Here is a 26,596-nt window from a genome sequence, read left to right on the forward strand (position 1 = left end):
GCCGGTCGCTGCAGGCTGATGAGCGATTTGCGTCAGCCCGGGCTGCGAGTGGACGCATTTGCGAATCGCCGGAGGTTCTGTTGAATCTCTTCCTTCGGCAGGAAGGGATACATGTCCTCGAGGGCAGGCGATTCCATCTTTCCATCTGCTGTGCGGCGTGACATCAGACGCGGCGAACGTGGCTGGCTCGGCGAGACATTGAGTTCGCAGATCGTCGGCCCCGGTTCGGCGAGGCAGGCCTCCAGCCTTGCGTCCAGTTCATCGTGATTTTCGATGCGGCAATAATTGAGGCCATAGGCCGCCGCAAGACTCTCGAAGCGCGGATTGCCGACGCCCGAACTCGAGTCCGCACCGACGAGGTGACCCGCGAAGTGATTCGTCTGGGTCGCGCGGATCGATTGGTAGCCGTCATTGTTGAGCACGAAAATCTTGATGTTGAGCCGGTTCAGGCCGACTGTCATCAGTTCCTGAATGTTGAACTGGATACTGCCGTCACCCGTCACAAGGATCGTGCGGGAGCCCCGGACACACCGCCGCGCGACTGCCGCACCAACCGCCGCAGGCAAGTCCCACCCCATCGCACCGTAGTTGATATTCGTGTATACGCGCTGGCCCAGCTTGACCTTGAACGCCTGAATCACCGATGCAGCGTCGAGCGCGTTACCCGTCAGCACGAAATCGTCAGCGCGCAAGTGGTCCGACAGGCGATCGACGAACAGATAGCTGTTCACGTACTCCCGGTCAGCACGCTGTTCGGGTGTCACGGTTGGGTAGCGCCGCTTCCATTCAGCACAAGCGGCAGGCCAGTCGGGATCGACGTCCAATCTCCGGTTCGCGCACGCTTCGAGCAACGCACGGATAAAGCTGCCTGCGTCGGCCGTGACGCCCACGTCAGGCGTAGGCCGCATCTTACGGATCTCGTCGACGTCGGCATTGACTACGATCTTGGTCGAATTCGGTGAAAACGAGTCCGTGTTGAAGCCTATGTTGGTAACCGACATGCTAGCGCCAATCGTCAGCAGCAGATCGCAGGTCTGGACCACAAAGTTGGCGTGGCGTTGTCCGCCCGGGCCAAAGCGTCCCGCAAATAGCGGATGGTCGTCACCAATGATATCGAGGCCGCCCAGCGTCGTGAGCACCGGGATGCCTAGCCGATCGACCAGAGTAAGAGCCTCTTTTTCAGCCCCTGCGTAGTGAATCCCGTTGCCGAATACGATCGCAGGCCGCGATGCTTTGCACAGCAAGTCGACAACACGTCGCAGATCTTCTTCACTGGGCGCGACGCCTGCTACCCGAGCAAGTTTTTGCGGCGCGGGCAGGTTCACCGGCGCGCCCTGCACATCGAGCGGGACATTAATCCAAACAGGGCCCGGTCGGCCGCTCGATGCAATAGAGAATGCCTTGTCGAGTTCCGTCCCAATGGCCGACGGGTCCATGACGGTCACAGCATACTTAGTGACCGGTCGCACCATGTCGATGATATTGATCTCTTGCGGCCCCATCTGCCGAACGCACGAATAATCGGCAATTAGCTCGCGTCGGACCTGCCCTGAAATGACGATGACCGGCACCGAATCGACCCAGGCGCCGGCAATGGCCGATAGGGCGTTGGTACTGCCCGGACCAGTCGTCACAAGGCAGACACCAGGGCGTCCGGTCGCGCGCGCGTATGATTCCGCTGCAATTGCGCACGCCTGCTCGTGATAGTTGCAGACGTAACGAATCGACTCGCTGCGGCCAAGCGAATCGACCAGATGCATAATCCCGCCGCCGGTAACCGTAAAAATCGCGTCCGTGCCCTGGCACGCGAGGTAGTCCATAACGTAGTCAGAAAGTTTCATGAGCGTTTCACGGGTTCGGAGGGGGCAACGGACGCAAAGCACAAGACTTCGCGTGATCCGGCACACCTTCACAGGTGGCCCAATGGGCAGTACGACGGATCGCGACGTCGAGTGGCGTGAGCACCTCTAGTCCGAGGCGCGTCCGGGCGAGATCCACGTCAGGCACGAACATTTCGGGCGGGCGACCGGTGGGCGCACCGGCGACCACCACCGGGTGCTCGCGGACCGGCAATGCCGCCGCGACTTCGTGAGCGATCCGCCGCGCTAAATCGCCAATCGACATCGGCCTGTCTGACCCGACGTTGAAAATTTCGCCATGCTGGCCGCGCAACAAGATGGTCCAGAGCCAGAGAGCCATGTCCGCGCCATAGAGGTAGGAGCGCATCGGCGTACCGTCGCCCTTGATCAGGATGGGCTTGCCCGCAAGTGCGTCGCGGATGAAGTTGGCCACGGCAAATCCCGAGTCGAATGGCTGGTACGGGCCGATAAATGAAAAGCAACGCGCCACAACGGCGGTGAATCCTTGGGCGGTGCCGGAGGCCATCGCGAGAAATTCCGCTGCAGCTTTGCCTAAGGCGTAGGCTCCCGCCAAATCCCCTCGCACTCCGGCCAGCGGGTCGGTTTCTCTGAGCGGCCGGCCAAAGTCATGGCCGCGCCCGTAAACCGCCCCCGAACTGATCAAGAGAAAACGTTGAACCGCCTCACGATCGCAGAGGTCGAGCACATGGCGCGTGCCGGTCACGCTTGCATCGAACGCGGCTAGCGGGGGCGGGTTGTCAAGCGCGACATTGGTTTCGGTGGCGGCATGAATCACGTGGGTGTAATTGCCGTCGCGGCGATCATCCGTTCCGTGCGGCTTGCCAACGTATCCTGCGCTCCGCGGCAGGTCGCCACTACGAATATCGCCGCGCACGAGGCCAACGGCCGGATTAGCCGCGAGATGAGGAGCGACTGCAGTGAGCCGCTCCGGGCGGCGAGCGACAATGTCGATTCGAAGTTCGATGCCAAATCGCGAGCGTGCCCAGAGCGCCGTCTCAAGCAGCCAGCAACCAACGAAACCCGTACCCCCCGTTATCAGCACATATGCACCGTCCAGTAGGCGCCACAGCGGTTCGCTGTCGCGCAGGACAGGCGCGACGTCATCCGTAAGCGGGCTGGAGTATTGGCGCCTCGTCATTGCGCATCAACCTTCCGTCAGAATGTGACACCGAGAAACTGCTCGATCGCGAGCGCCGAATAGTCGAGCATGGACTCGTCGAGTCCAGGATAGACACCGATCCAGAAGGTCCGATGCATCACCACTTCGGTCTGAGTCAATGCGGACGCGACGCGATAGTTTCGGCCCCTCATGTAGGGTTGCTTGAGCAAATTGCCACCGAAAAGCAAGCGGGTGCCGACCTTTTTCTGGTCGAGATACATCAGTAGATCGGCGCGCGTCACCGGTGCATTCTCGCGCAACGTGATGGGAAAACCGAACCACGACGGATTGCTGCCAGGCGTGGGTTCGGGCAAAACCAGAAACTCCTCGGCATTCTCGAGACGCTCGCGAAGGAACGCGAAATTGCGCCGTCTGCGCTCGATGAAGCCTTGCAGTCGGTCAAGCTGCGCCAGTCCGCATGCAGCCTGCATATCGGTGATCTTGAGGTTGTAGCCCAGATGCGAATAGGTGTATTTATGATCGTAGCCGGCGGGTAGCTCGCCGAGCTTCTGGCAAAAGCGCTTGCCGCAGGTATTGTCCCGCCCCGGCTGGCAGTAGCAGTCACGCCCCCAATCGCGAAACGAGTCAACGATGGCCTTCAATTGAGGGTCACGCGTAAGAACAGCACCGCCCTCTCCCATCGTGATGTGATGCGCTGGATAAAAGCTCAACGTGGCGATATCACCGAATGTTCCGACGCGCCGGCCATCGTACGTCGCACCAAGAGCGTCGCAACAGTCTTCGATGAGCCAAAGTCCGTATTTCCTGCAAAGATCGGTGACTACATTCAGGTTGTACGGATTGCCCAGCGTATGGGCGAGCATGATCGCCTTCGTCTTCGAGGAAATCGCCGCCTCGATGAGTGATGAATCGACGTTGTAGGTTGGGATATCCACGTCGACGAACACCGGCACCGCGCCAAATTGCAGGATGGGATTCACCGTGGTGGGAAACCCGGCCGCGACACCGATCACTTCATCGCCGGGGCGTATCGCGCGGTCGCCGAGACGAGGAGAGGTTAACGCGGAGAATGCCAGCAAATTCGCCGACGAGCCCGAGTTGACCGTAGACACATACGGGACGCCGGTCACGCGTGCCAATTCGGCCTCGAATTGCTCGTTGAAACGACCCGTAGTAAGCCAGCCGTCGAGCGAGGCCTCGACCATGTTCTTGAGCTCGCTCGCGCCGATGACCTTGCCCGCCGGGGCAATCGGGCTGTCGCCAGGCACGAACGGCTTGGGCGCGCAACTGAGCTGCGCATATCGATCCACCAATTCGAGGATTTCGCGCCGCAGCGCGTGTTGTTCGTTCGTCAAGTTCACTTCTCGCGTCGGTCTGATTGGCGGATGTATTGTTCGAGTTGTCGCTCCGAGAGGGCACGCAAATCATCACGCTCGAGGTAGCCGCGATACCAGCGCGCCGTAAGTGCGAGCGTGGTCTCGAAGTCGAGGCAGGGCCGCCACGCCAGGCGCGCACGAGCCTTCGCAGTGTCAAGCTTCAGCAACGTCGCTTCATGCGGCCCCGGCCCGCAGGCGTCAAAGCGGATATCCGCAGGACGGTGTTCACCGCACAGCGAGGCAAAGATTTCGACTACATCGCGCACCGAACGCGCACTTTGTTCATCGGGACCGAAGTTCCAGGCTTCCGCAACTTCCGTCTGGCCGCGCCAGGCGCGCTCTGCGATTTCTAGGTATCCGCGCAACGGTTCGAGGACGAACTGCCACGGGCGCACGGCCTCGGGGTTGCGGATATCCAGACTGCTGCCTCTCTCGATCGCACGGACGAAGTCAGGCAATAGCCGGTCTCGAGCGAAATCCCCGCCGCCGCATACATTCCCGGCCCTCGCGGTCGCGACGATAGGACCTTGTCCGAAAAACGATGAGCGGTACGCGTGGGCCACCAGTTCCGCAGCCGCCTTGCTCGCGCTGTAGGGGTCGCGTCCGCCAAGTGCGTCGGTTTCCCGGTATCCCCAGACCCATTCTTCGTTCCTGTAGCACTTGTCGGTCGTCACGACGATCACGGCTCGCACGGACGGCATCGAGCGCACCGCTTCGAGCAGACGAACGGTGCCCATGACATTCGTGGCAAACGTCTCGACCGGATGCGCATAGCTGTCGCGAACAAGAGGCTGGGCAGCCAGATGAAAAACGATTTCGGGCTCGGCGGTGCGAACCGCTTTGGCCAATTGTTCGGCATCGTTGATGTCGGCGATGATCGAGTGCAGATGCCGACTGACGCCCGCGAGGTCATACAGGCAGGGTGTCGTCGGTGGCGGAAGGGCGTAGCCTGTCGTCCGGGCGCCGTACAAGCCGAGCCAAAGCGCGAGCCAACTCCCCTTGAACCCCGTGTGCCCCGTGACGAAGACGCGTCTGTCGCGCCAGAACGACGTAGCGCTCATGTCCAGCACTTCCACGGTGCGGACCCGCTGCTCCAAAGTGTGTCCAGCATCGTTTTGTCGCGCAGCGTGTCCATAGGCTGCCAGAAGCCATGGTGAAAGTACGAGCGTAGCTGACCTTCGCGGGTGAGGCGCTCGATCGGCTCCTGCTCCCACAGCGTGTCGTCGCCGTCGATGTAGTCGAGAACCCGCGGATTGAGCACGAAAAATCCTGCATTGACCCAGCCGCCATCGCCCTGCGGTTTTTCCTTGAAGGAGACCACTTGCTCACCGTCGAGATGGAGGGCACCAAATCGGCCGGGAGGTTGCGCAGCCGTAACAGTAGCGTCGCAACCATGCCCGCGGTGATAGTCAATGAGCGAAGAAATGTCGATATCGCCAATACCGTCGCCATAGGTCATGCAGAAGTCATCGCGATTGAGATACGGACGAATGCGCTTCAGACGCCCCCCGGTCATCGTCTTCTCGCCGGTGTCGACCACCGTGACCCTCCAGGGCTCAGCGGTGTGATGATGGACGTCAAACGCGCCGCGTGCGATGTCGAACGTAACGTCCGCGTTATGCATCATGTAATTGGCGAAATATTCCTTGATCAGGTAGCCCTTATAGCCGGCGCAAACAATGAATTCGTGGATACCGTGCGCTGCATAGACCTTCATGATGTGCCAGAGTACCGGCTTGCCGCCGACCTCGACGAGCGGCTTCGGCTTTGCCGTCGTCTCCTCCATTAGCCTCGTCCCAAGCCCGCCCGCCAGAATCACCGCTTTCACGAGCCACCTTCGCCATTCCAGTTTCGATCTCGCGATTCTATGAGGGGGCGGCGCGCCGGTATTCATCGATCAGCGCCCCGATTGGGCCTCAATTCCGGCGTATCGGCAGCGCGATACAGTGAAGGTTGATTGTTCTATTCGTGACCGGATCGAAGGTCCGGCCTGAGTGCCCCCCTCTCACGTGGCAGATGAGATCGAGTGGCGAATCGCCGTCAGTCCAGGGCGCGAGCCCCCTTTTGCTCCCCCGCCTCCTGCGCCAACACCGCATCCCGCTTGGCCAATAAATGCGCGCGCAGAATGGCGCCCATCCGCTTCCCATCCCGGGCCTCGAGCGCCCGAATCATTTCCTCATGATCATGAATCGCGCTGTCCCACTTCGCCGTCGAAAAGTTCGACCGGAAGCGTAGCGCCTGCAACCGCCGATTCATCGATACATACACCTGCCGAAGCGCCGTATTGCGCGCCGCCTCGTTGATCCGATCATGAATGGCCTGATTGCGCGCGTAGTACCCCGAAAGATCGTTCTGCTCACGACAAGCAAGCATTTCGTAATGAAGCGCCTTGATGGCTGCAAGCTCCGCGGCCGTGATCCGCTCGCAAGCGAGCTCACCCGAAAACGCCTCCAGACCGCTCATCAGCTCGAACATTTCCCGAATCTCGCCCTCGGACATCCTCGATACCGAGGCGCCGCGATTCGGTGAGATATCGACGAGCCCCTCGGCCGCGAGCACCTTCAGCGCCTCGCGCAGTGGCGTGCGTGAAATACCGAGCCGCTCGCAGAGCTCGCGCTCGTTGAGCTTCATCCCCGGCGCGAGCACGCCTTCGACGATGAAGGTCCGAAGATGCTCGACCACCATGTCGTGGAGACGCTGACGCTCGACTTTCGGCAACAAGGGCACCACGACCTTGCCGCGCGGCGTGTCCGCCTCTTGCATACATTACTCCGCGATTACTTTGATCCCGATTTTACGCACCGGCCGGTACGGGCACGCTGGCAGGGATTTCCCTAGGTCACACATCGCTTTCCTTCCCCTCAATCGTAGGCTAAAGTTTTTTGCATGCAAAATTCAAAGGATCTTGCACCATGCTGAAGCTCGACTTCCATCCCGCGGGCCGCCACTTCTTGCAGATTCCCGGTCCGAGCCCGGTCCCGGACCGTATCCTGCGGGCGATGAGCTACCCGACGATCGACCATCGCGGGCCGGAGTTCGGCGCTCTAGGGCTGAAAGTCCTGGAAGGCATCAAGAAGATCTTCAAGACGACGCAGCCCGTGGTGATCTATCCAGCCTCGGGCACAGGGGCGTGGGAAGCGGCGCTTTGCAACACGCTCTCCCCTGGCGACGCGGTGCTGATGTACGAAACCGGCCACTTCGCGACGCTATGGAAGAAGATGGCTGAAAACCTCGGATTGAAGCCGGAGTTTCTCGGGCTGCCTGGCATCGAGGGTTGGCGTCGAGGCGTGCAGGCCGACATGATCGAAGCGCGGCTGAAAGGCGACGCGGCGCACGCGATCAAGGCGGTCTGCGTGGTGCACAACGAGACGTCGACGGGGGTGACCTCCGACATCGCGGCCGTGCGGCGCGCCATCGACGCGGCGAAGCACCCGGCGCTTTTGCTCGTCGATACGATCTCGGGCCTCGCATCGGCCGACTATCGCCACGACGAATGGGGCGTGGACGTAACCGTGTCCGGCTCGCAAAAAGGATTGATGCTGCCGCCCGGCATCAGCTTCAACGCCGTATCGAAGAAAGCGCTCGAAGCGAGCCGCACCGCAAAGCTGCCGCGTGCGTTCTGGGGCTGGTCCGAAATCATCGAAATGAACCAGCAGGGGTATTGGCCTTACACGCCGAACACGAACCTGCTCTACGGGCTGTCGGAGTCGCTCGACATGATCCTCGAGGAGGGGCTCGAGAACGTCTTCGCGCGCCATCAGCGGCTCGCGGCGGCATGCCGCGCGGCCGTCACCGCGTGGGGGCTCGATATCCAGTGCGCCGATCCGGCTGTCTATTCGCCCGTGCTGACCGGCGTCGTGATGCCCGAGGGCGTCGATGCGGACGCCGTGCGCAAGCTCATCTACGAGCACTTCGACATGTCGCTCGGCACAGGGCTCGGCAAGGTCAAGGGCCGCATGTTCCGCATCGGCCATCTCGGCGAATGCAACGATCTCACGCTGATGGCCACGCTTTCCGGTTGCGAAATGGGCTTGCAATTGGCCGGCGTGAAGCTCGCCGGCAGCGGCTTGGCCGCGGCGATGGATTACCTCGTGAAGCATGTCGCGAAGCCTAAGCTGAAGGTCGCGGCGTAATCGTCATGTCCATCATCGAGCTGGCCCTCGCCTGACTCAACCGATCGCGATATCGATGCGTAAAGATCATTCGCCGGGACTCGTCCAACCGATCCGACTGATGCCCGCCTCCGCGCGCGCCGCGTTGACGCCGCTCGCGGCTCGGCTCACCAAAGAACTGCGGGGCGATGTCCTGTTCGACCGCGCCTCGCGCGGCCGCTATGCGACCGACGCGTCGATCTATCAGATCATGCCGATCGGCGTGGTCGTGCCGAAGGACCAGGCAGACCTGCGCCTGGCGCTCGAAATCGCGCGCGACAGCAAGGCCGCCGTGCTCGCGCGCGGCGCCGGAACCAGCCAGTGCGGTCAAGCGGTCGGCGAAGCGCTCGTCGTCGATACGAGCAAATGGCTCAACCGGATCGTCGATTTCGACAAAGACGCGCGCACCGTCACCGTCGAGCCCGGCATCGTGCTCGACCATCTTAACGCGTGGCTCAAGCCCTCCGGACTCTGGTTTCCCGTCGATGTTTCGACGGGCGCGCAATGCACGATCGGCGGCATGGCCGGCAACAACTCATGCGGCTCCCGCTCCATCGAGTACGGCATCATGGTGCACAACGTCGAAGCGATTGACGCGGTGCTGGCCAATGGTGACGAGACGCGCTTCGCCGCGCTCTCGAAGATGTCGAACGATGCACGCACGCGCGAGCTGATCGCAGGGGTGCGCCGCATCGCCGAGCGCGAGCGCGACGAGTTGCGCGAGCGCATGCCGAAAGTGCTACGGCGTGTGGCGGGCTACAACCTCGATCTTTTTGACTGCCAGAACCCGCTGCCCTACACCCGCGACGGCGAGCCGAATCTCGTGAATCTGCTCGTCGGCTCGGAAGGCACCCTTGCGTTCAGCCGGCAGCTCACGCTGAAACTGGCTCCGCTGCCCACGCACAAAGTACTCGGCGTCGTGAATTTCCCGACGTTCTACGCGGCGATGGACATGACGCAGCACATCGTGAAGCTTGGGCCGTCGGCCGTTGAGCTCGTCGACCGCACGATGATCGACCTGTCGATGTCGAACGCCGCGTTCCGCCCCGTCATCGAAAAAGCGTTGAAGGGTTCGCCGCAAGCCATCCTTCTCGTGGAGTTCGCCGGCGATGACAAAGCCGTGCAGCTGACGAAGCTCGCGCGCCTCGTCGAGTTGATGGGCGATCTCGGCCTGCCGGGCTCGGTCGTTGAGATGCCCGACGCCGCGCAGCAAAAGGCACTGTGGGAAGTCCGCAAGGCCGGGCTCAACATCATGATGAGCATGAAGGGCGACGGCAAGCCCGTCTCGTTCATCGAAGACTGCGCCGTCCCGCTCGAAAATCTGGCCGAGTACACGCGCCGGCTGACCGAAGTCTTCCATAAGCACGGCACCGAAGGCACCTGGTATGCGCATGCGAGTGTCGGCACGCTGCACGTGCGGCCGATTCTCGACATGCGTCGCGACGGCGCGAACAAGATGCGCGCGATCGCCGAAGAAGCCGCCGCGATGGTGCGCGAGTACAAGGGCGCGTATTCGGGCGAGCACGGCGACGGGCTGTGCCGTGGCGAGTGGGTGGCCTGGCAATATGGGCCGCGCATCAACGCGGCGTTCCGCGAGATCAAGGCGCTCTTCGATCCCGAGAACCGGATGAGTCCGAACCGGATCGTCGATCCGCCGCGCATGGACGATCCCGTCAACTTTCGCTTTTCGCCGAGCTATCGCGAACGCGCATGGCAGCCGCGGCTCGACTGGTCGCGCTGGAACGTCACGCGCGATCCGCTCACGGGCGACGAAGGTCCGGCCGGCTCAGGCGGCGACGCGACCGGCGGCCTCGCGAAAGCCGTCGAAATGTGCAACAACAACGGCCATTGCCGCAAGTTCGACGCGGGCACGATGTGCCCGAGCTACCGCGTGACGCGCGATGAGCAGCATCTGACGCGCGGCCGCGCGAACACGCTAAGGCTCGCGCTCTCGGGCCAACTCGCGGACGATGGGCGCAACGCGCTCGCGAGCCGCGACGTGAAGGAAGTGCTGGACCTCTGTGTCTCGTGCAAAGGCTGCAAGCGCGACTGCCCGACCGGCGTCGATATGGCACGACTCAAGATCGAGGCGCGTGCCGCATGGAATGCGGAGCACGGCACGACGCTGCGCGACCGGCTAGTCGCGTTCCTGCCGCGCTATGCGCCGCTCGCGAGCCGCGCGCCCGCGCTCCTCGCCGCGATTGAGAAAGCGCCGGCATTCGCGCGCGCCGTCAAGCGGCGGCTGGGCCTCGCTCCGATGCGGGCGTTCCCTCGCTTCACTCGCCCATTCCTTTCGTCTGCAGTCCTAAGCAATCGGCCGGTAAGCCGCGGCAAAGAGGTGTTGCTCTTCGTCGACACGTTCAACAACTATATGGAGCCCGGCAATGCGCGGGCCGCGCGGCGTGTGCTCGAGGCGGCCGGCTATACGGTGCACTTCAACACGAGAGACGGCGAGCGCCCGCTTTGCTGCGGGCGGACCTTCCTTTCAGCGGGGCGTGTGGACGAGGCCAAGGCTGAAGCGCGACGCACGCTCGACGCGCTCATGCCCTACATCGATCGGGGCATGCCGATCGTCGGTCTCGAACCGTCTTGCCTGCTGACGGTGCGCGACGAGTTCCTCGCTTACGGCTTCGGCGACGTGGCGAAGCGTCTTGCCGCCGCCTCGTTTCTCTTCGAGGAGTTCCTCGTACGCGAAAAGGCCGCGCAGCGCCTCACGCTCGATCTGAAGCCGCTCTCGCATGCGAAAGCGTTCGTTCACGGCCACTGCCACCAGAAAGCGTTCGATGCATTGCGTCCTGTCGAGGTCGTGCTCGGTTGGATTCCCCGGCTCGAAGTCACGACGATCGAATCGTCCTGTTGCGGAATGGCCGGCAGCTTCGGCTATGAGGCCGAGCATTACCAAACATCGATGGCAATGGCCGAGCTGTCGCTGTTGCCGGCCGTGCGTGAAGCGGGCGATGCGCTCGTCGTCGCCGATGGCACGAGTTGTCGTCATCAAATCGCCGACGGAGCGCAAAGAGAGGCACTGCATGTGGCGCGCGTCCTGGCGCAGGCGTTGCGGGACGATTGAACCAATGCCCGCACGGCGACGAGCGGAGCGAAAGAAGTAGTAAGCAGTCGTAGTCGAATTCGGCAGTTCGAATTGAAGCTCATGAACGCAGCACTATTTAGCAAGGAGACCATGATGTTTCGTCGTGCCACGATGCGAGTGCTCTTGCTTCTATGCGTGATGTACTTCATCACGTACGTCGATCGTGTGAACGTCAGCACGGCGGCGAGCGCGTTCGGTCCGGAGATGCGCCTCTCGCATACGCAGATCGGCCTCGTGTTTTCCGCGTTCGCCTATCCGTATCTCGTGTTCCAGATCATCGGCGGCTGGGTGGGCGACCGGTTCGGCCCGCGCCGCACGCTCGCCCTGTGCGGCATCATCTGGGCGGGCGCCACGGTGCTGACCGGGCTCGCGGGCGGCCTCGCCTCGATGCTGGTCGCGCGCTTGCTGCTTGGTCTTGGCGAAGGGGCGACGTTCCCGACCGCCACGCGCGCGATGTCGAACTGGATGCCGCCCGAGAAGCGCGGGATGGCGCAGGGCATCACGCACGCGGCGTCGCGCATCGGCAATGCCGTCGCGCCGCCGGTCATCGGCTGGCTTATGGTCGCGACGAACTGGCGCGGCGCGTTCATCATCACCGGCATCTTGAGCTTCCTCTGGGCGGTCGTCTGGATCTGGTATTTCCGCGACAATCCACGCGAGCATCCGCGCATCACCGAAGACGAATGCGCCGCGTTGCCGACCTACTCGGGCGCGAAGGATCGGCCAGCGACGCCGTGGCGGCGTCTCTTCGCCCGTATGGCGCCCGTCACTGCCGTCTACTTCTGCTACGGCTGGGTGCTCTGGCTCTTCCTGAGCTGGATTCCGCAGTACTTCCTGCACAACTATCACATGCAGCTCACGAAGTCGGCGCTCTTCGCCTCGGGCGTCTTTTTCGCCGGCGTGCTCGGCGATTGGCTCGGCGGCTCGCTCACCGACGCGATCCTCAAGAAGAGCGGCAACGTGCGCATGGCGCGCAATTTGATGGTCGGCATCTGCATGTTCCTCACCCTGCTCTCGCTCGCGCCGATCATGTTCGTGTCCGATCTGTCGATCACGCTCGCCGCGTGTTGCCTGAGCGCGGGGTTCTTCTTCAACGAGATGACGATCGGGCCGATGTGGGCAGTGCCGATGGACATCGCGCCGAAGCACTCCGGAATTGCGAGCGGCGTCATGAACACCGGCTCGGCGCTTGCGGCGATCGTGAGCCCCGTCGTGGGCGGCTTCCTCATCGACCGCACCGGGAACTGGAATCTGCCGTTCATCATTTCGATGGCATTGATGGCGCTCGGCATCGTCCTTTCGTTCACGATGCAGCCCAATCGGACGCTCGATGTCGAGGAGCGCGACGTTAAAGCCGAAGGGGTGCGCAAGCTCGTGTAATCGTAGGAAATTCCTTAACTCGGTTAAGTTTTTCCTGAATCTGCCGTAATTCATGAGGCACTGTTTCCTGCCGGGGCCACTGAGAGATTACGGGAGATAACCGATGTTGAAGAAGCTGTCGATTCGCGCATGCTTGACGGCGTTAGTCGCTTTTTTTGCGGTCGTTTTGCTGATCGGGGCCGCAGCGGGATTGCTCTCGCTGCGCGCGAGCAACGAGTCGCTACAGCAGATGTACACGATCGATACCCCCGCCGTCGCCGATCTGGAGGGCAGCGCGGGGCAGCTGCTGCGCCTGCGGCTTGCCCTTGCGACTTACGCGTCTTTAACCGATTTGAACGATCAGAAGGGCGCCGAAGCGGTTCTGACGCGATTCGATAAGTACTTGCAGTTGTCGAACAAGCTGCTTGCTCACTATGTGAGCATCGCGGGCGACGACGATAATGTGCAGCGTCTTTTGCAGGACATGAAGGACAAGCGCGATGCGCTCCTGCATGACGGCGTCGAGCCTGCAATGGCCGCGCTGAAAGCGGGAGACCGCAATACGTTCCTGGAACTGCAGTCGCATAAGCTGCCCTTTCTCTATAACGGCTACGAAAAGGCGATGCAGGCGCTCGAACGCCTGCATGTCGACAGCGGCGAGCAACGCTACCGCGAGGCGCATGCGCGCTTTCATTTCGTGAGCGCCGCGGTGGCTGTCGGCATCGGGCTTGCGCTCGTGTTGTCCTGGTTCGCGCGCGCGATATTGATGCGCGCGATCGTGCATCCGGTCGATGCCACGATTGAGCAGTTCGATCGTATCGCGCGCGGCGACCTGACGGGCCGCATCGCAGCCGAAAGCGACAACGAGGTCGGCAAGCTCGCCTCGGCGCTTGGGACGATGCAAGAAGCGCTGATCGGCACAGTCGACGTCGTGCGACAGGGGACGCAGGCGATCGATACGGGCGTGAGCGAGATCGCGGCCGGCAACGCCGATCTCTCTCAGCGCACCGAAGAGCAAGCCGCATCGTTGCAGGAGACGGCGGCCAGCATGGAGCAACTGACTTCGACGGTGAAGCAGACCGCCGACAACGCGAAGCATGCGAGCGAGCTCGCGCAAGGCGCTTCGAGCCTCGCCACGCAGGGCGGCGAGCTCAACCGCAAGGTCGTCGATACGATGCAGGCGATCGTCGGCGATTCGCACAAGATTGCGGACATCGTCGGCGTGATCGAGGGCATCGCGTTCCAGACGAATATCCTCGCATTGAACGCGGCCGTCGAAGCCGCGCGTGCCGGCGAGCAAGGGCGCGGCTTCGCCGTCGTCGCGAGCGAGGTCCGTTCGCTCGCGCAGCGCAGCGCCGCGGCGGCCAAGGAAATCAAGACGTTGATCGACGAGTCGACCGGGCGGATCACGACGGGCGCGCAGCTCGTCGAGCGCTCCGGGTCGACGATGGGCGAAATCGTCGGCGCCATTACGCGCGTGAGCTCGATCATGAGCGAAATCGCGTCGGCGGCGATCGAGCAAAGCACGGGGATCGATCAGGTCAATCGGGCCGTGTCGCAGATGGACGAGGTGACCCAGCAGAACGCCGCGCTCGTGGAGCAGGCGGCCGCCGCGGCGAGTTCGCTCGAGGATCAGGCTCGGCGGCTGTCGGCGGCGGTTGCGATATTCAGGACTGCTTGAGTTCGGACGTCTCCTCGCCGCTCGCTTTGCCGGAGCAAAATCGCGGCGATTCCCCTGGCGCCGCAGTGCTTGAAATAGCGCCGAAACGGCCGATTCGCGTCGCCTAGAATGAAAGACGCGCGGACCGTTGCCGTGCACCCGCGCGGCAGCGCTCGCGCGGAAGTCCCGACACGTCGAATCGTAAGGGGAATCGTCATGGCGACTTATATCGTGCTTGCGCAGTTCACTGATCAGGGTATCCGCACCATCAAAAACAGCCCGCAACGGGCTAGCCAAGTAGCGGAATTGGCGAAGGGCTTTGGCTGCGAAATGAAGGAAGTCTTCTGGACGCTCGGCCAGTACGACGTCGTGGCAGTTATCGATGCTCCCGATGATGAGAGCTTCACGACCTTCGGCCTGGCTATGTGCTCCGCCGGTAACGTGCGTACGCAGTCTTTGCGCGCGTTCACGAAGAACGAACTGGCGTCGATGATCGGCAAGCTGCCTTGATCGATGAGCTTGGTGATGACAGTTGACGCGTGAGCGTCCCGGGGCGGGAGAAGCCGCTCCCGCCTCCCTGTGCGGTTTGCGGACGATGGGAGCGGCGTCTGATTTTTCCATGGGGATTGACAACCGCGCGATCGAGCCGATGCACAATGCTCCCGGCCGCCCATTCCGGGCGCGAACACTGAGTGCTCGGACATCGAAAGATGGAAGAAGGAAAACTGGACGTCGCCATGATCGAGGCAAACATTGCCAAGATGATGGCCGAGACGATGAAGTTGGTTGACGAAGGCGCGAAGCTTCGCGCCGAAACGGCAAAGCTGCAGCGCGACGTGCGCTGGTATCCGGTGATATGGGCGACGGCGTTTGTGGGCGCCGTGCTCGGTGTGGCCGAGTTGCTGCGGTGATGTACTAGTACTAGCTCGCCAGCGAAACGGAGGGCGATCACGCCAAAAGACCCAGGGTCAACTCAAGCACAATGCGCAAACCGAATTCAGCCGCTACTAATAGCCTGCTGGCTGGCGTCCTGGCACTATTCGACGTTGCGCCATTCATCCTCTTGCTGCCGGCGCCGCGTGAGGATCTATACACCGGCGGCGGATTGATACTGCTGCTTCTCTGCAGCATTGCCATCGCATCGCTGGCGAACAAGTTAAGAGGCAAGCAGCTTCGCATACTGTTCGCGATCCTTTCTGGCGCCGCTGCAATAAACGTCCTCACAACCGTATTATTGCGCAGCTTGCCTTCGCCGCTCCTCGATCACCTTGTCTTAGGCGTACTGGGCGCACGATTCGGTCTCGACGGAGAATCTGCATATGACGCCGCCGGCTACGAGGTATGGTGCGAGATTTGGTTAGGTCTCGCGCTAGTCGGGGGCGTGATTGCAATCGACGACCAGCCGCATGCTTCGCGCCAAGGCTTAACCGCCCCGATCGAACAGCGCCGCGCCACCGGAGGCGCCGAAACGGATGGGCCTCCAGTGGGCATTTGTCCTATCTTTCGTCTCAAGTCGACGCGCGCCGTAGCTCGATCTACATACTCACTTCCACGACGTATCCTCAACATTGTTGGGGATACAAAAAAACATTGGCGCTCTTCATTTTTTGGGGATACAATAAATAGTGAGAATAACCTTTGATCGAGCCAAGCGCGATGCGACGTTCCAGGACCGCGGACTCGCCTTTGAAGACACCGCAACAGTTTTCGAAGGCAACACGCTCGATATGGTCGATGACCGTTTCGACTACGGTGAAGAGCGGATCGTTACTGTCGGGCGCTTGGGGGGCCGCATGGTTATCGTGGTATGGACACAACGGGGCGACGCTCGCCACGTTATTTCGATGAGGAAGGCAAATGAACGCGAGGAAAAGCGCTTTGCAGAGCGACTTGGCGAAGGCTGACGCCCGCGGCGTCAAGCCGGCAGACTATGAGGAAATTCCAGAGCTCGGCGATGAATTCTTCGAGCAGGCAGACGAGCACCTCGCCGGCGTACTCGTGAAACGCGGGCGCGGTCGCCCACCCGGCGCTAAGAAAGCGCAGATGAATCTGCGCATCGATCTTGACATCATCGAAGCCTACAAGTCGCAGGGAGAAGGCTGGCAGACGCGGATGAATCAAGCATTGCGTGAGTGGGCACAGTCGCATGGCATGATGCGTTGAGCAGGCCATCGGGCATGCCCGTTACATTCTGAGCTTCTCACGCGCCAGGGAGGCGGTCTCTTAGTGCGTAGGTCGAGTGTTCGAGTCACCACACGCCACCAAGGAATTCTTAATGTGCGCACTCGCTCGGCATGTTGCCTACGAATTCGGAATTTCAGGTAATTGGGCTGTTCGCAATCATCGAAATGTTGATTACACATGACCCGAAACTGGAATATCGCGGAGACTCGATCAATCATCAAACGCAGCAAAGCTACCGCGTCTGATGCGCAGATTCCGCAGGCCGACCTTGGAGGATGGGAAACGATGAAGATGGTGCAGCGCTATCGCCCAGTTCCTCGCTCGAGACATGAGCTAGATGACGCTCAATCACCTCCTTATCCCACCCGAGATATTCCCGGATCGGAGTACGGGCCGTCGCACGGAAACCATGACCAGTAATTTGCTCTTTGGTGCCGTAGCCCAGCGTACGCAGCGCACTGTTGATCGTGTTCTAGCTCATGTAGCGCGTCGCCTCGGAGCGCTTGGCTACACGACGAAAAATTGGCCCCTTCAGCTTGATGTTTTTTCCATCTCGCATGTAGCGATAAACCCAGACCTTACGAGTCGGACGAACGCGAAGGTATAACCCATCGCCATCCGCCAAAAAGTATTCTTTCGTCCGGTGCTCCGCGTTCTTGACCTGCAAGTCGGTGAGCTGTCCCATGATCTTGTACCCAACAAGGCACAATCGAGGAGCAACCATTTTGCGTACAACTTGAGGGACATGCAAACGGCGGATTTCCCGGGAATTCTCTGGCGTTTCCCGGACGCAAATTTCCTGCAACGCCTTATCCGGCAAGGCTTCTCAGGACTGGACTTCAGGGGATTTCTGCGGAAAACTAGATGGCGCGCCCGGCTGGGATCGAACCAGCAACCCCTGCCTTCGGAGGGCAGTACTCTATCCATTGAGCTACGGGCGCTTCAATGCGAAGGCGCCGCGGCCGGTGGGGCGCAGCGCCAAGCAAGACAAAGAGAATACCTTGTTTCGCGTGACGCGTCCACCTTCCCCGCCCGCGATCCGCCCCCGAATACCGGGCAACGCCCGCCCTGCCTCGCTCCGCGCCCGCAAACAACCGCCCCAACCGCGGAAACCCACGGCAAACCATTGCGGGTAAACGCGCCCCACACCATCCGACCGCCATCTCGCCGACGCCAAAACCTTCCGTCTATAATCGTCCGTGGTCGATGGAATGAAGTAAGTCGTTGCCGTAGTCGTCGTTGCCGTCACGCTGTACCGCTCACGAACAAATATTCACCGGGAGACGAGACAAGCATGAGCGAAGCACCACACGGAGCCCCGATCAAAACGCCGGGCCAGCTGATTGCGGCGGTCGTCGCCGCGTTCGCGATCCCGATCGTGATCATCTGGCTGCTGGCCTACAACGTCAACGAGACGGTACGCACGGGCGCCGGCACGGACGAGCTCGCCGATGCCGCCGTCGCGAAGCGCATCGCCCCGATCGCGCAGGTCACGGTTCGCGATGCCAATGCGCCGCACGTCTATAAGACAGGCGAGGAAGTCTTCAAGTCCGTTTGCGTCACCTGCCATGGCACCGGCGCCGCGGGAGCGCCGAAGTTCGGCAACAGCGCGGACTGGGCGCCGCGCATCGCGCAAGGCTATGACACGTTGCTGCACACGGCATTGACGGGCAAGGGCGCGATGCCGCCGCGCGGCGGTACGTCGCCCGACGACTACAGCGACTACGAGATCGCCCGCGCTGTCGTCTACATGGCGGATCACGGCGGGGCGAATTTCCCCGAGCCGGCCGCACCGGCGCAGGGCGCAAGCGCAACGGCGACGGCCCAAGCCGCCTCTGGAGCATCGGGCGCCTCCGCGCAATCCCCAGCCGAAGCCAGCGCCCAAGCGGCAGGTCAGCAAGCCGCCGCCGCAATGGCCGCGCTCAACTCGGCATCCAAGGCCGAACCCGCATCGGCTCCCGCCACGACCACCGCGAGCGCCGACGCGAACCAGGCCGGCAAGGCTCTCTACCAGCAGGTTTGCCAGGCCTGCCACGCGGCCGGCGTGCTCGGCGCGCCGAAGTTCGGCAACAAAGCCGATTGGGCGCCGCGCCTCAAGGACCCGATGGACACGATCTACAACTACGCGCTGCACGGCAAGGGCAACATGCCCCCGAAAGGCGGATCGCAGGCGTCGGATGCCGACGTGAAAGCCGCCGTCGACTATATGGTCAGCGCGGCGAAATAATTAGCACCGCCAATATTCAGGAGTTCTGACGTTCAGGACTTCTGAAGCAACGCCTTGAGGCTGGCGAGCCGATCCTTCGGCGTCATCGGCGCCTCCTCGGGCGTGGGCTGCGGCGCCTCGTCGAGCCCCATCTCGGCGATGAAGCGCGAAGGCTCGCAAACCACCGTCTCTCTCGCACGCTTGCGCTTCTTGCACCAGTTCAGATGCAGGCTGCGCTGCGCCCGCGTGATCGCCACATACATCAGGCGCCGTTCTTCCTCGATGCGCGCATCGTCGATCGGCTCGTCGTCCGCGCCGCCGCGGTGCGGCATGATGCCCTCCTCGACCCCCACGAGAAACACATGCGGGTACTCGAGCCCCTTCGATGCATGAACGGTCGACAGGCGCACCGCATCGGGATCCTCGTCCTTGCCGTCGAGCATCGACATCAGCGCTACCGTCTGAATGAGCGCCAGCAGGTTCTTGCCCTCGTCGGCCAGCCCGTCGGCGTTGTCGTAGCCCGTCGCTTCGCCATCTTCGGCCTCTTCGCGCTCGGGCTTGGTCCCCTTGCGCTTGAGCCACTCCAGAAACTCGAGGACGTTCTGCCACTTTGACTGCGCCTGCCGCTCGTCGAACGTGTCGTAAAGGTAGGCCTCGTAATGGATGGCCTCCATCAAATCGTCGATCAGTGTCGTCGCCGCATCCTTCGTCGCCCGCTCGCCGATGCGCTGAATGAAATCGCAAAACACGCGCAGCGGCTCGACTTGTCGCGCCGACAGGCGCGCTTCGATGCCGCCCATATAGACGGCCTCGAAGAGTGACACCTTCGCCTGTCCCGCGAACGAGCCGAGCGCTTCGAGGGTGGTGTTGCCGATGCCGCGCCGCGGCGTCGTCACGGCGCGAATGAACGCGGGATCGTCGTCGGGGTTGGCGATGAGGCGCAAATAGGCGCAGATGTCCTTGATCTCGGCCTTATCGAAGAACGATTGGCCACCCGAAAGCACATAGGGGATGCGCTCGCGCCGCAATACCTGCTCGAAGATCCGCGCCTGAAAATTGCCGCGATAAAGGATCGCATAGTCGCGAAACTGCGCGCGTCGCTCGAACTTGTGCGCGGAGAGTCGAAACACGACCGATTCGGCCTCGTGCTCTTCGTCGTTGCAGCCGGTCACGGTGATCGAGTCGCCCATTCCGTGCTCGGACCACAGCTTCTTCTCGAACAGCTTCGGATTGTTGGCGATGACGTTGTTCGCGGCCGTGAGGATGCGCACCGTCGAGCGGTAGTTCTGCTCGAGTTTGATGACGTGAAGCTTCGGGAAATCCTTGCCGAGCTGGGCGAGGTTTTCGAGGGTCGCGCCGCGCCAGCCGTAAATCGCCTGATCGTCGTCGCCCACCGCCGTGAATGCCGCGCGCGGCCCTGCCAGCAGCTTCAGCAATTCGTATTGGCACGCGTTCGTGTCCTGATACTCGTCGATGAGCAAATAGCGCAGCTTGTTTTGCCACCGGTCGCGTACCGCCTCGTTTTGCGCGAAAAGCTCGCTGGGCAGCCGGATCAGGTCGTCGAAATCGACGGCCTGATAAGCGTGCAGCGTCGCGACATAATTGCGGTAGACGATCGCAGCTTGATGTTCGTCTTCGTTCGATGCGCTGGCGAGCGCCGCCTCGGGATCGATGAGGCCATTCTTCCAAAGCGAGATGATCGACTGGACTTTACGGATGAATCCCTTATCGGTCGAGCCGACCTGCTCCTGGATCATCGCGAAGCAATCGTCGGAATCCATGATCGAGAACTGCGGCTTGAGACCCAGATGCTCGGCTTCCTGCCGCAAAATCTGCACGCCGAGCGAGTGGAACGTGCAGACCGTCAACTGGTTCACAGGCACTTTGCGCCCTTCTTTGCCGGGCGCCGTCAGCGTCTTGCCTTCGAGCAACTTGCCGACACGCTCGCGCATCTCGGCCGCCGCCTTGTTCGTGAACGTCACGGCGGCGATATGGCGCGGCTCGAAGCCTTTTTGCTCGATGAGATAGGCGATCTTCTGCGTGATGACGCGCGTCTTCCCGCTGCCTGCGCCGGCAAGCACGAGACACGGGCCGTCGAAGTAGCGAACCGCCTCGCTTTGGGCGGCATTCATTGCTGCGGACATCTTCGTGGTGGAGTTGGCGAGTGGGCGCTTCAGCGCTTATTCGAGCCAGATGGAAAGCTGAGGGCGAGTGCGCGATGTTAACACGAACCCATTGCGGCTCCAGCCGCCAATGAAGGTAAGCGCTCCGGCTACCGCTTCCCTTCTTTCACCTCGTGCCAAAATGCCGACTTCGCGCACGACTAGCCTTGCGGGGCTGCGAGGCGCCAACCCGCTTGAAAGCTTTCGGAAAGCCCAGATGACTTCATCGCTGAAAATCGGCTTGATGGGATACGGTTTCGCCGGCGCGACGTTCCACGCACCTGTCATCGAGCATTGCGGCAATGCGGCGGACGATCCGCGCGAACCCATCGCACGCATCGTCGCGATTGCGACGAGCAAGCCGGAACAAGCGCTGGCCGACTATCCGCAGGCGAAGACGGTCCCCGATCTCGAAGCGCTGCTCGCGCTCGACGAAATCGAATGCGTCGTCATCGCCACGCCTAACGATACGCACTTCGAGATGGCGGCAAAGGCGCTCGAGGCCGGCAAGCATGTCGTCGTGGACAAGCCTGTCACGCTGCGCGCAGCCGACGCGGTCGCCCTCGCCCGGCTCGCGCGCGATCGAGGCCTCGTCTTCGCGCCGTTCCACAATCGGCGCTGGGACGGCGATTTCCTTACCGTGCGCGAGCTCATCGACAGCGAGGCGCTCGGCCGCATCGTCCATTTCGAGTCGCACTTCGATCGCTTTCGTCCGCAGATCCGCCAACGCTGGCGCGAGGAAGCATCGCGCGGCGGCGGGCTGCTCTTCGATCTCGGCCCCCATCTGATCGATCAGGCGCTCGCGCTGTTCGGGGCGCCCGAGACGGTCTACGCGAGCGTGAAGACACATCGCGATCATGCGACGGCCCCTGACTACGTCCACCTGCTGCTCGGCTATGCTGATAAGGAAGTCGTGCTCCATGCGAGCGCGCTGTCCGCACTCGAGCCCCCGCGCTTCGCGATCCACGGCACGCTCGGCAGCTACGTGAAGAGAGGCCTCGATACGCAAGAGGACCAGTTGAAGGCCGGCCTGCGCCCGGGCGATGCGGGCTTCGGCGGCGGCAACGCGGCCGGCACGCTGCGGGTGATCTCGGACGGTCAGGAAACCGAGCGTCCGCTACCCACGAAGGATGGCGCCTATGTCGACTTCTATCGAGCGCTCGCGTCGTCGATCCGGCACAGCACGCCGTTTCCGGTCACGCCGCAGGATGCCGTCGACGTCATGACGATCATCGAGCTGGCCGAGCGCAGCGCACGCGAGGGCCGACGCCTGTCGTTCGCTCGCGAAACCGCCTGAAAGCGCGCGACGAAAGGCGAGGCCCACGGGCTGAAGACTCCGTTACAACTTTCGCGATCGCGATGTCATCGCGGCGATCACTTCAGCCGTTTTCTGCGATGTCGCCTGAGATGCGACATCGCAACATCGCGCTGCGCGCGGGCATTGCAACGCTAACCACACCGTGAACGACAACGCCAATACAAGGAGAATGGGAATGCCACAGACGATCCGAGCGCTCGCGTGCGCCGCATTGATTTCATCGTTGGCGGCCTGCGTGGTGACTCCGCCGCCGCAGCGAGTGAGCGCCCCGCCCCCTGCGCGGCCGAATCCGCGCGAGGCCGCCTTGCAACGCTTCGATCAGATCACCGATCGTATCGACAATCTGAGCCGGCGCATCGACTGGCACGTCAACCAGGGCTACTATCCGCCGCCGCAGGGAGGCGCACTGCATCACCGGCTCGATGTCATTCGTCAGGAAGCGCACGACATGGCGACTCAGCACGGCGGCGGATTGTCGGGAGACGAGCAGCACGTGCTGAATCAGGAACTCGACGGCGCCGCGCGGGCCATCGGCGAATGATCCAAGCCACCGCGATCGCTTGTCCCAACGTCGGCCGGGGGTCTTCCAATCGTTAGGACTCCCGACCTATCACGAGCTACGCGGCGCACGCCGCCCGGCGCGCCCCGTGGCACGCGCCGGTGGACGTCCAGCCTCACATCTGCGCGCCGATCATCCACGGCACGAATTCTTCGTTGCCGACGCCGAGCGCCTCGCTCTTGCTTTTCTTGCCGGACGCCACGTCGATGATCATCCGGAAAATCTCCCGGCCTTTTTCCTCGACGGTCGTAGCGCCATCCATGATGTCGCCGCAGTTGATGTCCATGTCATCGAGCATGCGCGTGTACATCCGCGTGTTCGTCGCCAGTTTGATCGATGGTGCGGGCTTCGCGCCGAAGCACGAGCCACGGCCCGTCGTGAACAGCACGAGATTGGCGCCGCTCGCGATCTGCCCCGTCGCGCCCATCGGATCGTAGCCGGGCGCATCCATGAATACGAGGCCTTTCGTGTCGATCGGCTCGGCATAGCGATAAACGCCCATGAGCGGCGTCGAGCCGCTTTTCGCCACCGCGCCGAGCGACTTTTCGAGAATCGTCGTCAAGCCGCCCGCCTTGTTGCCCGGCGTCGGATTGTTATCGATGCTGCCCTTCTCTCTTTCAGCGTACGACTCCCACCAATGGATCCGCTCGACGATCTTTTGCCCGACTTCGGGCGTGATCGCGCGACGCGTGAGCAAATGCTCGGCCCCGTAAATCTCCGGTGTCTCGCTCAGTATCGCGGTCCCTCCGTGTTGCACGAGCAGATCGACGGCCGCACCGAGCGCGGGATTCGCCGTAATCCCGGAGTAGCCGTCCGAGCCGCCGCATTGAAGCGCGATATTCAAATGCGACACGGGCAGCGGCTCGCGCACGGCACGATTCGCGATCGGCAGCATCTTTTCGATGGCCGCGATGGCCGCGTCCACGGTCTTCTGTGTGCCGCCCTGCTCCTGGATGACGAGCGGAACCATCGTATCGGCGGGCTCGACGCCCTCGGCGATGAACATCGCGCCCATCTGGTTCGCTTCGCATCCGAGCCCGATGACGAGCACGCCCGCGAAGTTCGGATGACGGATGTATCCGCCGAGCGTGCGGCGCAATTGCTGAATGCCTTCGCCGTTGTGGTCGATGCAGCAACCGAAGCTGTGCGTGATCGGCACGATCCCGTCGACGTTGGGATAGGCGGCGAGTGCGCCGGGCACGGCGAAATGCTGAGCGACGAGCTTCGTTACCGTCGCCGAACAATTGACGGTGCTGACGACTCCGATGTAATTGCGCGTCGCCACGCGGCCGTCGGCACGGCGAAAGCCCTCGAACGTCAGTGCCTGCGTCGCGCGCGGTACGCCCTCTACGTTCGAGCCGAACGCATAGTCGCGCGCGAAATCGCCGATCGCCAGATTGTGCGTGTGAACGTGTGTGCCCGGCTCGATGGCTTGCGTCGCGAAGCCGATGATTTGCCCGTATCGCCGCACGGGCTCGCCAGCTTCGAGCGATCGCAGCGCCACCTTGTGCGCCGCGGGGATGTCGTCGACCACCCGCAGACCGTCGAGCTCGTCGAGCACCGTTCCCGCCGCGATCGCCGCGCGAGCGATCGCTACGTCGTCGCTCGCGTGCAGCTTGATGACCTGTAAAGTAGAATCCGCCATGCTCTCCTCCTTGTCGTGAGCGGGATTCGTGCGCGGCCCCGGCTGCCCTCGCAACAGCGAGCGGCCGCTTCGGCCCCGAGCCGCAGGCCGCGCATCGTCCACGCTCATCGTGGTTTTCTTGCGCGCCCCGCGCAAATTGGTCCGGCCAGATTCGGCAAAAGAGCGGTATGAGTCTTCACAGACAGTCGATGAGCGTGCTCGAGCAAACGATCGGGCACCTCGAACGGAAAGTGCGCGAAGGCGAGTGGCGCGCCGCGATGCGTCTGCCCTCGGAACGAACGTTGGCCGAGTCCCTCGGCGTTTCGCGCTCGACCGTGCGCGAAGCGATTCAGCGGCTCGTCAGCGCGGGTTTGCTCGAAACGAAACCCGGCAGCGGCATCTACCTGCTGCAGAGGCAGCGGCCGGCCCTGAGCGCGCCGTGGGTTCAGTTGCTCGACAGCCAGCCGCCGATGCGCACCGAAACGCTCGAATTTCGCCTCGTCTTCGAATGTGCGGCGGCGCGCTTCGCGGCCCAGCGCTCGACGGACGACGAGCTCGAGCACCTTGCGGCCATCCTGTCGCGCATGCGCGCCGCCGTCGCCGCCCAGGACGTCGATACGGAGGCGGGGACGGATGCCGAGTTCCATACGGTACTGACGGCAGCCGCGCACAACCGGATGCTCGAGCAGTTCTATGCAAGCGTCATCACGATGCTGCGCGAGCACATCACCGCCAATACGTTCGATGCCACCGTCAACAATGCGAACGCGGCGGCTCAGGCGGCGATGCGGCTCGCGCAGCACGAATCGATCTACTTCGCCGTTCGCAACCGCAATCCCGACGCCGCGCAACAGGCGATGTTCGCGCATATCGATTTCGTGGGGCGGCAGTTCGAGCCCGACTTTCACGGCTGACTTTCGGGCAGAAAAGCGGCTGACGCCGTGTCGATTCCGCCCCGGGTCGTTCGTCGTAGGGATGGGGACAGCGCCATGCCCGCCGTGCCGCGGTACGCGCATCCGGTTCTGCCCCATTTACCGTCGATCCGAAGGAGGCAAATTCATGAGCCATTCCGAAGCATCCGCGCAGGCATTGAAACCGGCGTTCCTGCTTGCGCAGTCAAAACTTCGTTTTCCCAACGAAAGTGCGGAATACCGCAAGGCGCGCAATGCCCTGCTCGCTGAAGAGATCGAATTGCGCCGCCATATCGAGCGCGTCGCGGCAAAGCGCCGTGCATTGCCGCTGGGCGGAGTCGTGCCGCAGGACTACCGCTTCGAGGGCGAGCAAGGCCCTGCCGCGCTCTCGCAAATGTTCGGCAAGCATGACACGCTCGTCACCTACAACTGGATGTTCGGCCCCAAACGCCAGCGTCCGTGCCCGATGTGCACGTCGCTGCTCGGCGCCCTCGACGGCGAAATGCTCGACATCCTTCAGCGTGTCGCATTCGCCGTGATCGCGCGCTCGCCGATCGAGCGCCTCACCGCTTTCAAGCAGGAGCGCGGCTGGCGGTATCTGCGGCTCTACTCGTCGGGAGGGAACACATTCAACGTCGACTACGCGCACGAGGATCCCGAATCGGGAGACAACCCGGCGTTCAACGTTTTCGTGCGCAGGAACGGCCGCATTCATCACTTCTGGGCCGGCGAGATGGGGCCTGAGACGGCCGACCCCGGCCAGGATCCGCGTGGCGCGCCCGATCTCCAGCCGATCTGGACGATCCTCGACATGACGCCCGAGGGCCGCGGCACCGACTGGTACCCGAAGCTCGAATATCCTTCGGACGACTAACGACTCCACCGGACCGATCAACCGACGAACCGTCGGGGCGGCCTCTTTGCGTGCGATGCCATTCCCGTTTGAGCGGCTGACGAACGGCTGACATCGCACGACAATCGTCGTGCAATGCGCG

General features: G+C 62.4%; 23 protein-coding genes and 1 tRNA gene. 14 read left to right on the forward strand and 10 right to left on the reverse strand.

The features are described from left to right. Positions 1-32: 32 nt before the first annotated feature. From C9I57_RS24955 to C9I57_RS24980, 6 genes are all read right to left on the reverse strand, one after another. Entirely contained in the window at positions 33-1,841 is a 1,809-nt protein-coding gene (locus C9I57_RS24955) for a thiamine pyrophosphate-binding protein (protein WP_107153265.1), read from the reverse strand. A 7-nt stretch (positions 1,842-1,848) separates the two neighbouring features. Continuing rightward, the gene (locus C9I57_RS24960; protein WP_107153266.1) at positions 1,849-3,018 is read right to left on the reverse strand and encodes an NAD-dependent epimerase/dehydratase family protein; all 1,170 of its coding nucleotides are present in this window, start codon (positions 3,016-3,018) and stop codon (positions 1,849-1,851) included. Between the two features lie 17 nt (positions 3,019-3,035). Next, positions 3,036-4,379: a lipopolysaccharide biosynthesis protein RfbH gene (gene rfbH / locus C9I57_RS24965; RefSeq protein ID WP_219909909.1), complete on the reverse strand. Its 1,344-nt coding sequence runs from the start codon at positions 4,377-4,379 to the stop codon at positions 3,036-3,038. Continuing rightward, positions 4,358-5,437, reverse strand: coding sequence for a CDP-glucose 4,6-dehydratase (gene rfbG / locus C9I57_RS24970; protein WP_107153318.1), 1,080 nt, complete (start codon positions 5,435-5,437; stop codon positions 4,358-4,360). Before rfbG ends, rfbH begins: the two co-directional genes overlap by 22 nt. After that, the gene (gene rfbF, locus C9I57_RS24975) at positions 5,434-6,204 is read right to left on the reverse strand and encodes a glucose-1-phosphate cytidylyltransferase (protein WP_107153267.1); all 771 of its coding nucleotides are present in this window, start codon (positions 6,202-6,204) and stop codon (positions 5,434-5,436) included. The genes rfbG and rfbF overlap by 4 nt, the downstream gene beginning before the upstream one ends. A 212-nt stretch (positions 6,205-6,416) precedes the next feature. Further along, positions 6,417-7,139 (reverse strand): GntR family transcriptional regulator, encoded by a 723-nt coding sequence (locus C9I57_RS24980; RefSeq protein ID WP_107153268.1) that lies wholly within the window; start codon positions 7,137-7,139, stop codon positions 6,417-6,419. Positions 7,140-7,288: 149 nt separating this feature from the next. Between C9I57_RS24980 and C9I57_RS24985 the strand changes: the two genes are divergently transcribed. The 9 genes from C9I57_RS24985 to C9I57_RS25020 all read left to right on the forward strand — a co-directional run bounded on the left by C9I57_RS24985 (position 7,289) and on the right by C9I57_RS25020 (position 16,800). Beyond that, positions 7,289-8,509: a pyridoxal-phosphate-dependent aminotransferase family protein gene (locus tag C9I57_RS24985; RefSeq protein WP_107153269.1), complete on the forward strand. Its 1,221-nt coding sequence runs from the start codon at positions 7,289-7,291 to the stop codon at positions 8,507-8,509. Between the two features lie 55 nt (positions 8,510-8,564). Next, the gene (locus tag C9I57_RS24990; protein ID WP_107153270.1) at positions 8,565-11,597 is read left to right on the forward strand and encodes an FAD-binding and (Fe-S)-binding domain-containing protein; all 3,033 of its coding nucleotides are present in this window, start codon (positions 8,565-8,567) and stop codon (positions 11,595-11,597) included. 111 nt (positions 11,598-11,708) lie between these two features. Further along, positions 11,709-12,998, forward strand: a complete 1,290-nt coding sequence (locus tag C9I57_RS24995; protein ID WP_107153319.1) for an MFS transporter — start codon at positions 11,709-11,711, stop codon at positions 12,996-12,998. Positions 12,999-13,101: 103 nt separating this feature from the next. Further along, positions 13,102-14,658, forward strand: coding sequence for a methyl-accepting chemotaxis protein (locus tag C9I57_RS25000; protein WP_107153271.1), 1,557 nt, complete (start codon positions 13,102-13,104; stop codon positions 14,656-14,658). Positions 14,659-14,853: 195 nt separating this feature from the next. After that, positions 14,854-15,147 carry a GYD domain-containing protein gene (locus C9I57_RS25005; RefSeq protein ID WP_107153272.1) on the forward strand — a complete coding sequence of 98 codons (294 nt, stop codon included), beginning with the start codon at positions 14,854-14,856 and terminating at the stop codon, positions 15,145-15,147. 200 nt (positions 15,148-15,347) lie between these two features. After that, on the forward strand, positions 15,348-15,548 hold the full coding sequence (locus C9I57_RS25010; protein ID WP_107153273.1) for a hypothetical protein: 201 nt from the start codon (positions 15,348-15,350) through the stop codon (positions 15,546-15,548). Positions 15,549-15,619: 71 nt separating this feature from the next. Beyond that, positions 15,620-16,279 (forward strand): hypothetical protein, encoded by a 660-nt coding sequence (locus tag C9I57_RS32505; RefSeq protein WP_146166258.1) that lies wholly within the window; start codon positions 15,620-15,622, stop codon positions 16,277-16,279. Continuing rightward, positions 16,263-16,541, forward strand: coding sequence for a BrnT family toxin (locus C9I57_RS25015; RefSeq protein WP_018441448.1), 279 nt, complete (start codon positions 16,263-16,265; stop codon positions 16,539-16,541). The genes C9I57_RS32505 and C9I57_RS25015 overlap by 17 nt, the downstream gene beginning before the upstream one ends. Further along, a complete protein-coding gene (locus tag C9I57_RS25020) occupies positions 16,495-16,800 on the forward strand; it encodes a BrnA antitoxin family protein (protein ID WP_035468755.1) in 306 nt (101 codons plus the stop codon). The genes C9I57_RS25015 and C9I57_RS25020 overlap by 47 nt, the downstream gene beginning before the upstream one ends. Positions 16,801-17,293: 493 nt before the next feature. Here the strand turns inward: C9I57_RS25020 and C9I57_RS33065 are convergent, their stop codons facing one another. Then, on the reverse strand, positions 17,294-17,506 hold the full coding sequence (locus C9I57_RS33065; RefSeq protein ID WP_020566274.1) for an Arm DNA-binding domain-containing protein: 213 nt from the start codon (positions 17,504-17,506) through the stop codon (positions 17,294-17,296). 180 nt (positions 17,507-17,686) lie between these two features. Then, positions 17,687-17,762, reverse strand: a tRNA-Arg gene (locus C9I57_RS25035). Positions 17,763-18,115: 353 nt separating this feature from the next. Between C9I57_RS25035 and C9I57_RS25040 the strand changes: the two genes are divergently transcribed. Beyond that, positions 18,116-19,048 carry a c-type cytochrome gene (locus C9I57_RS25040; RefSeq protein WP_107153274.1) on the forward strand — a complete coding sequence of 311 codons (933 nt, stop codon included), beginning with the start codon at positions 18,116-18,118 and terminating at the stop codon, positions 19,046-19,048. 32 nt (positions 19,049-19,080) lie between these two features. Here C9I57_RS25040 and C9I57_RS25045 read toward each other — a convergent pair whose 3' ends face one another. Further along, on the reverse strand, positions 19,081-21,171 hold the full coding sequence (locus tag C9I57_RS25045) for a UvrD-helicase domain-containing protein (protein ID WP_107153275.1): 2,091 nt from the start codon (positions 21,169-21,171) through the stop codon (positions 19,081-19,083). A 235-nt stretch (positions 21,172-21,406) separates the two neighbouring features. Between C9I57_RS25045 and C9I57_RS25050 the strand changes: the two genes are divergently transcribed. Next, positions 21,407-22,486 carry an oxidoreductase gene (locus C9I57_RS25050; RefSeq protein ID WP_107153276.1) on the forward strand — a complete coding sequence of 360 codons (1,080 nt, stop codon included), beginning with the start codon at positions 21,407-21,409 and terminating at the stop codon, positions 22,484-22,486. A gap of 196 nt (positions 22,487-22,682) precedes the next feature. Next, on the forward strand, positions 22,683-23,048 hold the full coding sequence (locus C9I57_RS25055) for a hypothetical protein (protein WP_107153277.1): 366 nt from the start codon (positions 22,683-22,685) through the stop codon (positions 23,046-23,048). Between the two features lie 133 nt (positions 23,049-23,181). Here the strand turns inward: C9I57_RS25055 and C9I57_RS25060 are convergent, their stop codons facing one another. After that, on the reverse strand, positions 23,182-24,711 hold the full coding sequence (locus C9I57_RS25060) for a UxaA family hydrolase (protein WP_107153278.1): 1,530 nt from the start codon (positions 24,709-24,711) through the stop codon (positions 23,182-23,184). Positions 24,712-24,878: 167 nt separating this feature from the next. Here C9I57_RS25060 and C9I57_RS25065 point away from each other — a divergent pair, with 167 nt between their 5' ends. Further along, positions 24,879-25,604 carry a FadR/GntR family transcriptional regulator gene (locus C9I57_RS25065; protein ID WP_107153279.1) on the forward strand — a complete coding sequence of 242 codons (726 nt, stop codon included), beginning with the start codon at positions 24,879-24,881 and terminating at the stop codon, positions 25,602-25,604. Between the two features lie 145 nt (positions 25,605-25,749). Further along, positions 25,750-26,475, forward strand: a complete 726-nt coding sequence (locus C9I57_RS25070) for a DUF899 family protein (protein WP_107153280.1) — start codon at positions 25,750-25,752, stop codon at positions 26,473-26,475. Positions 26,476-26,596: the final 121 nt, after the last annotated feature.

The sequence above is a fragment of the Trinickia symbiotica genome (assembly GCF_003028655.1).
Taxonomy (GTDB): Bacteria; Pseudomonadota; Gammaproteobacteria; order Burkholderiales; family Burkholderiaceae; genus Trinickia; species Trinickia symbiotica_A.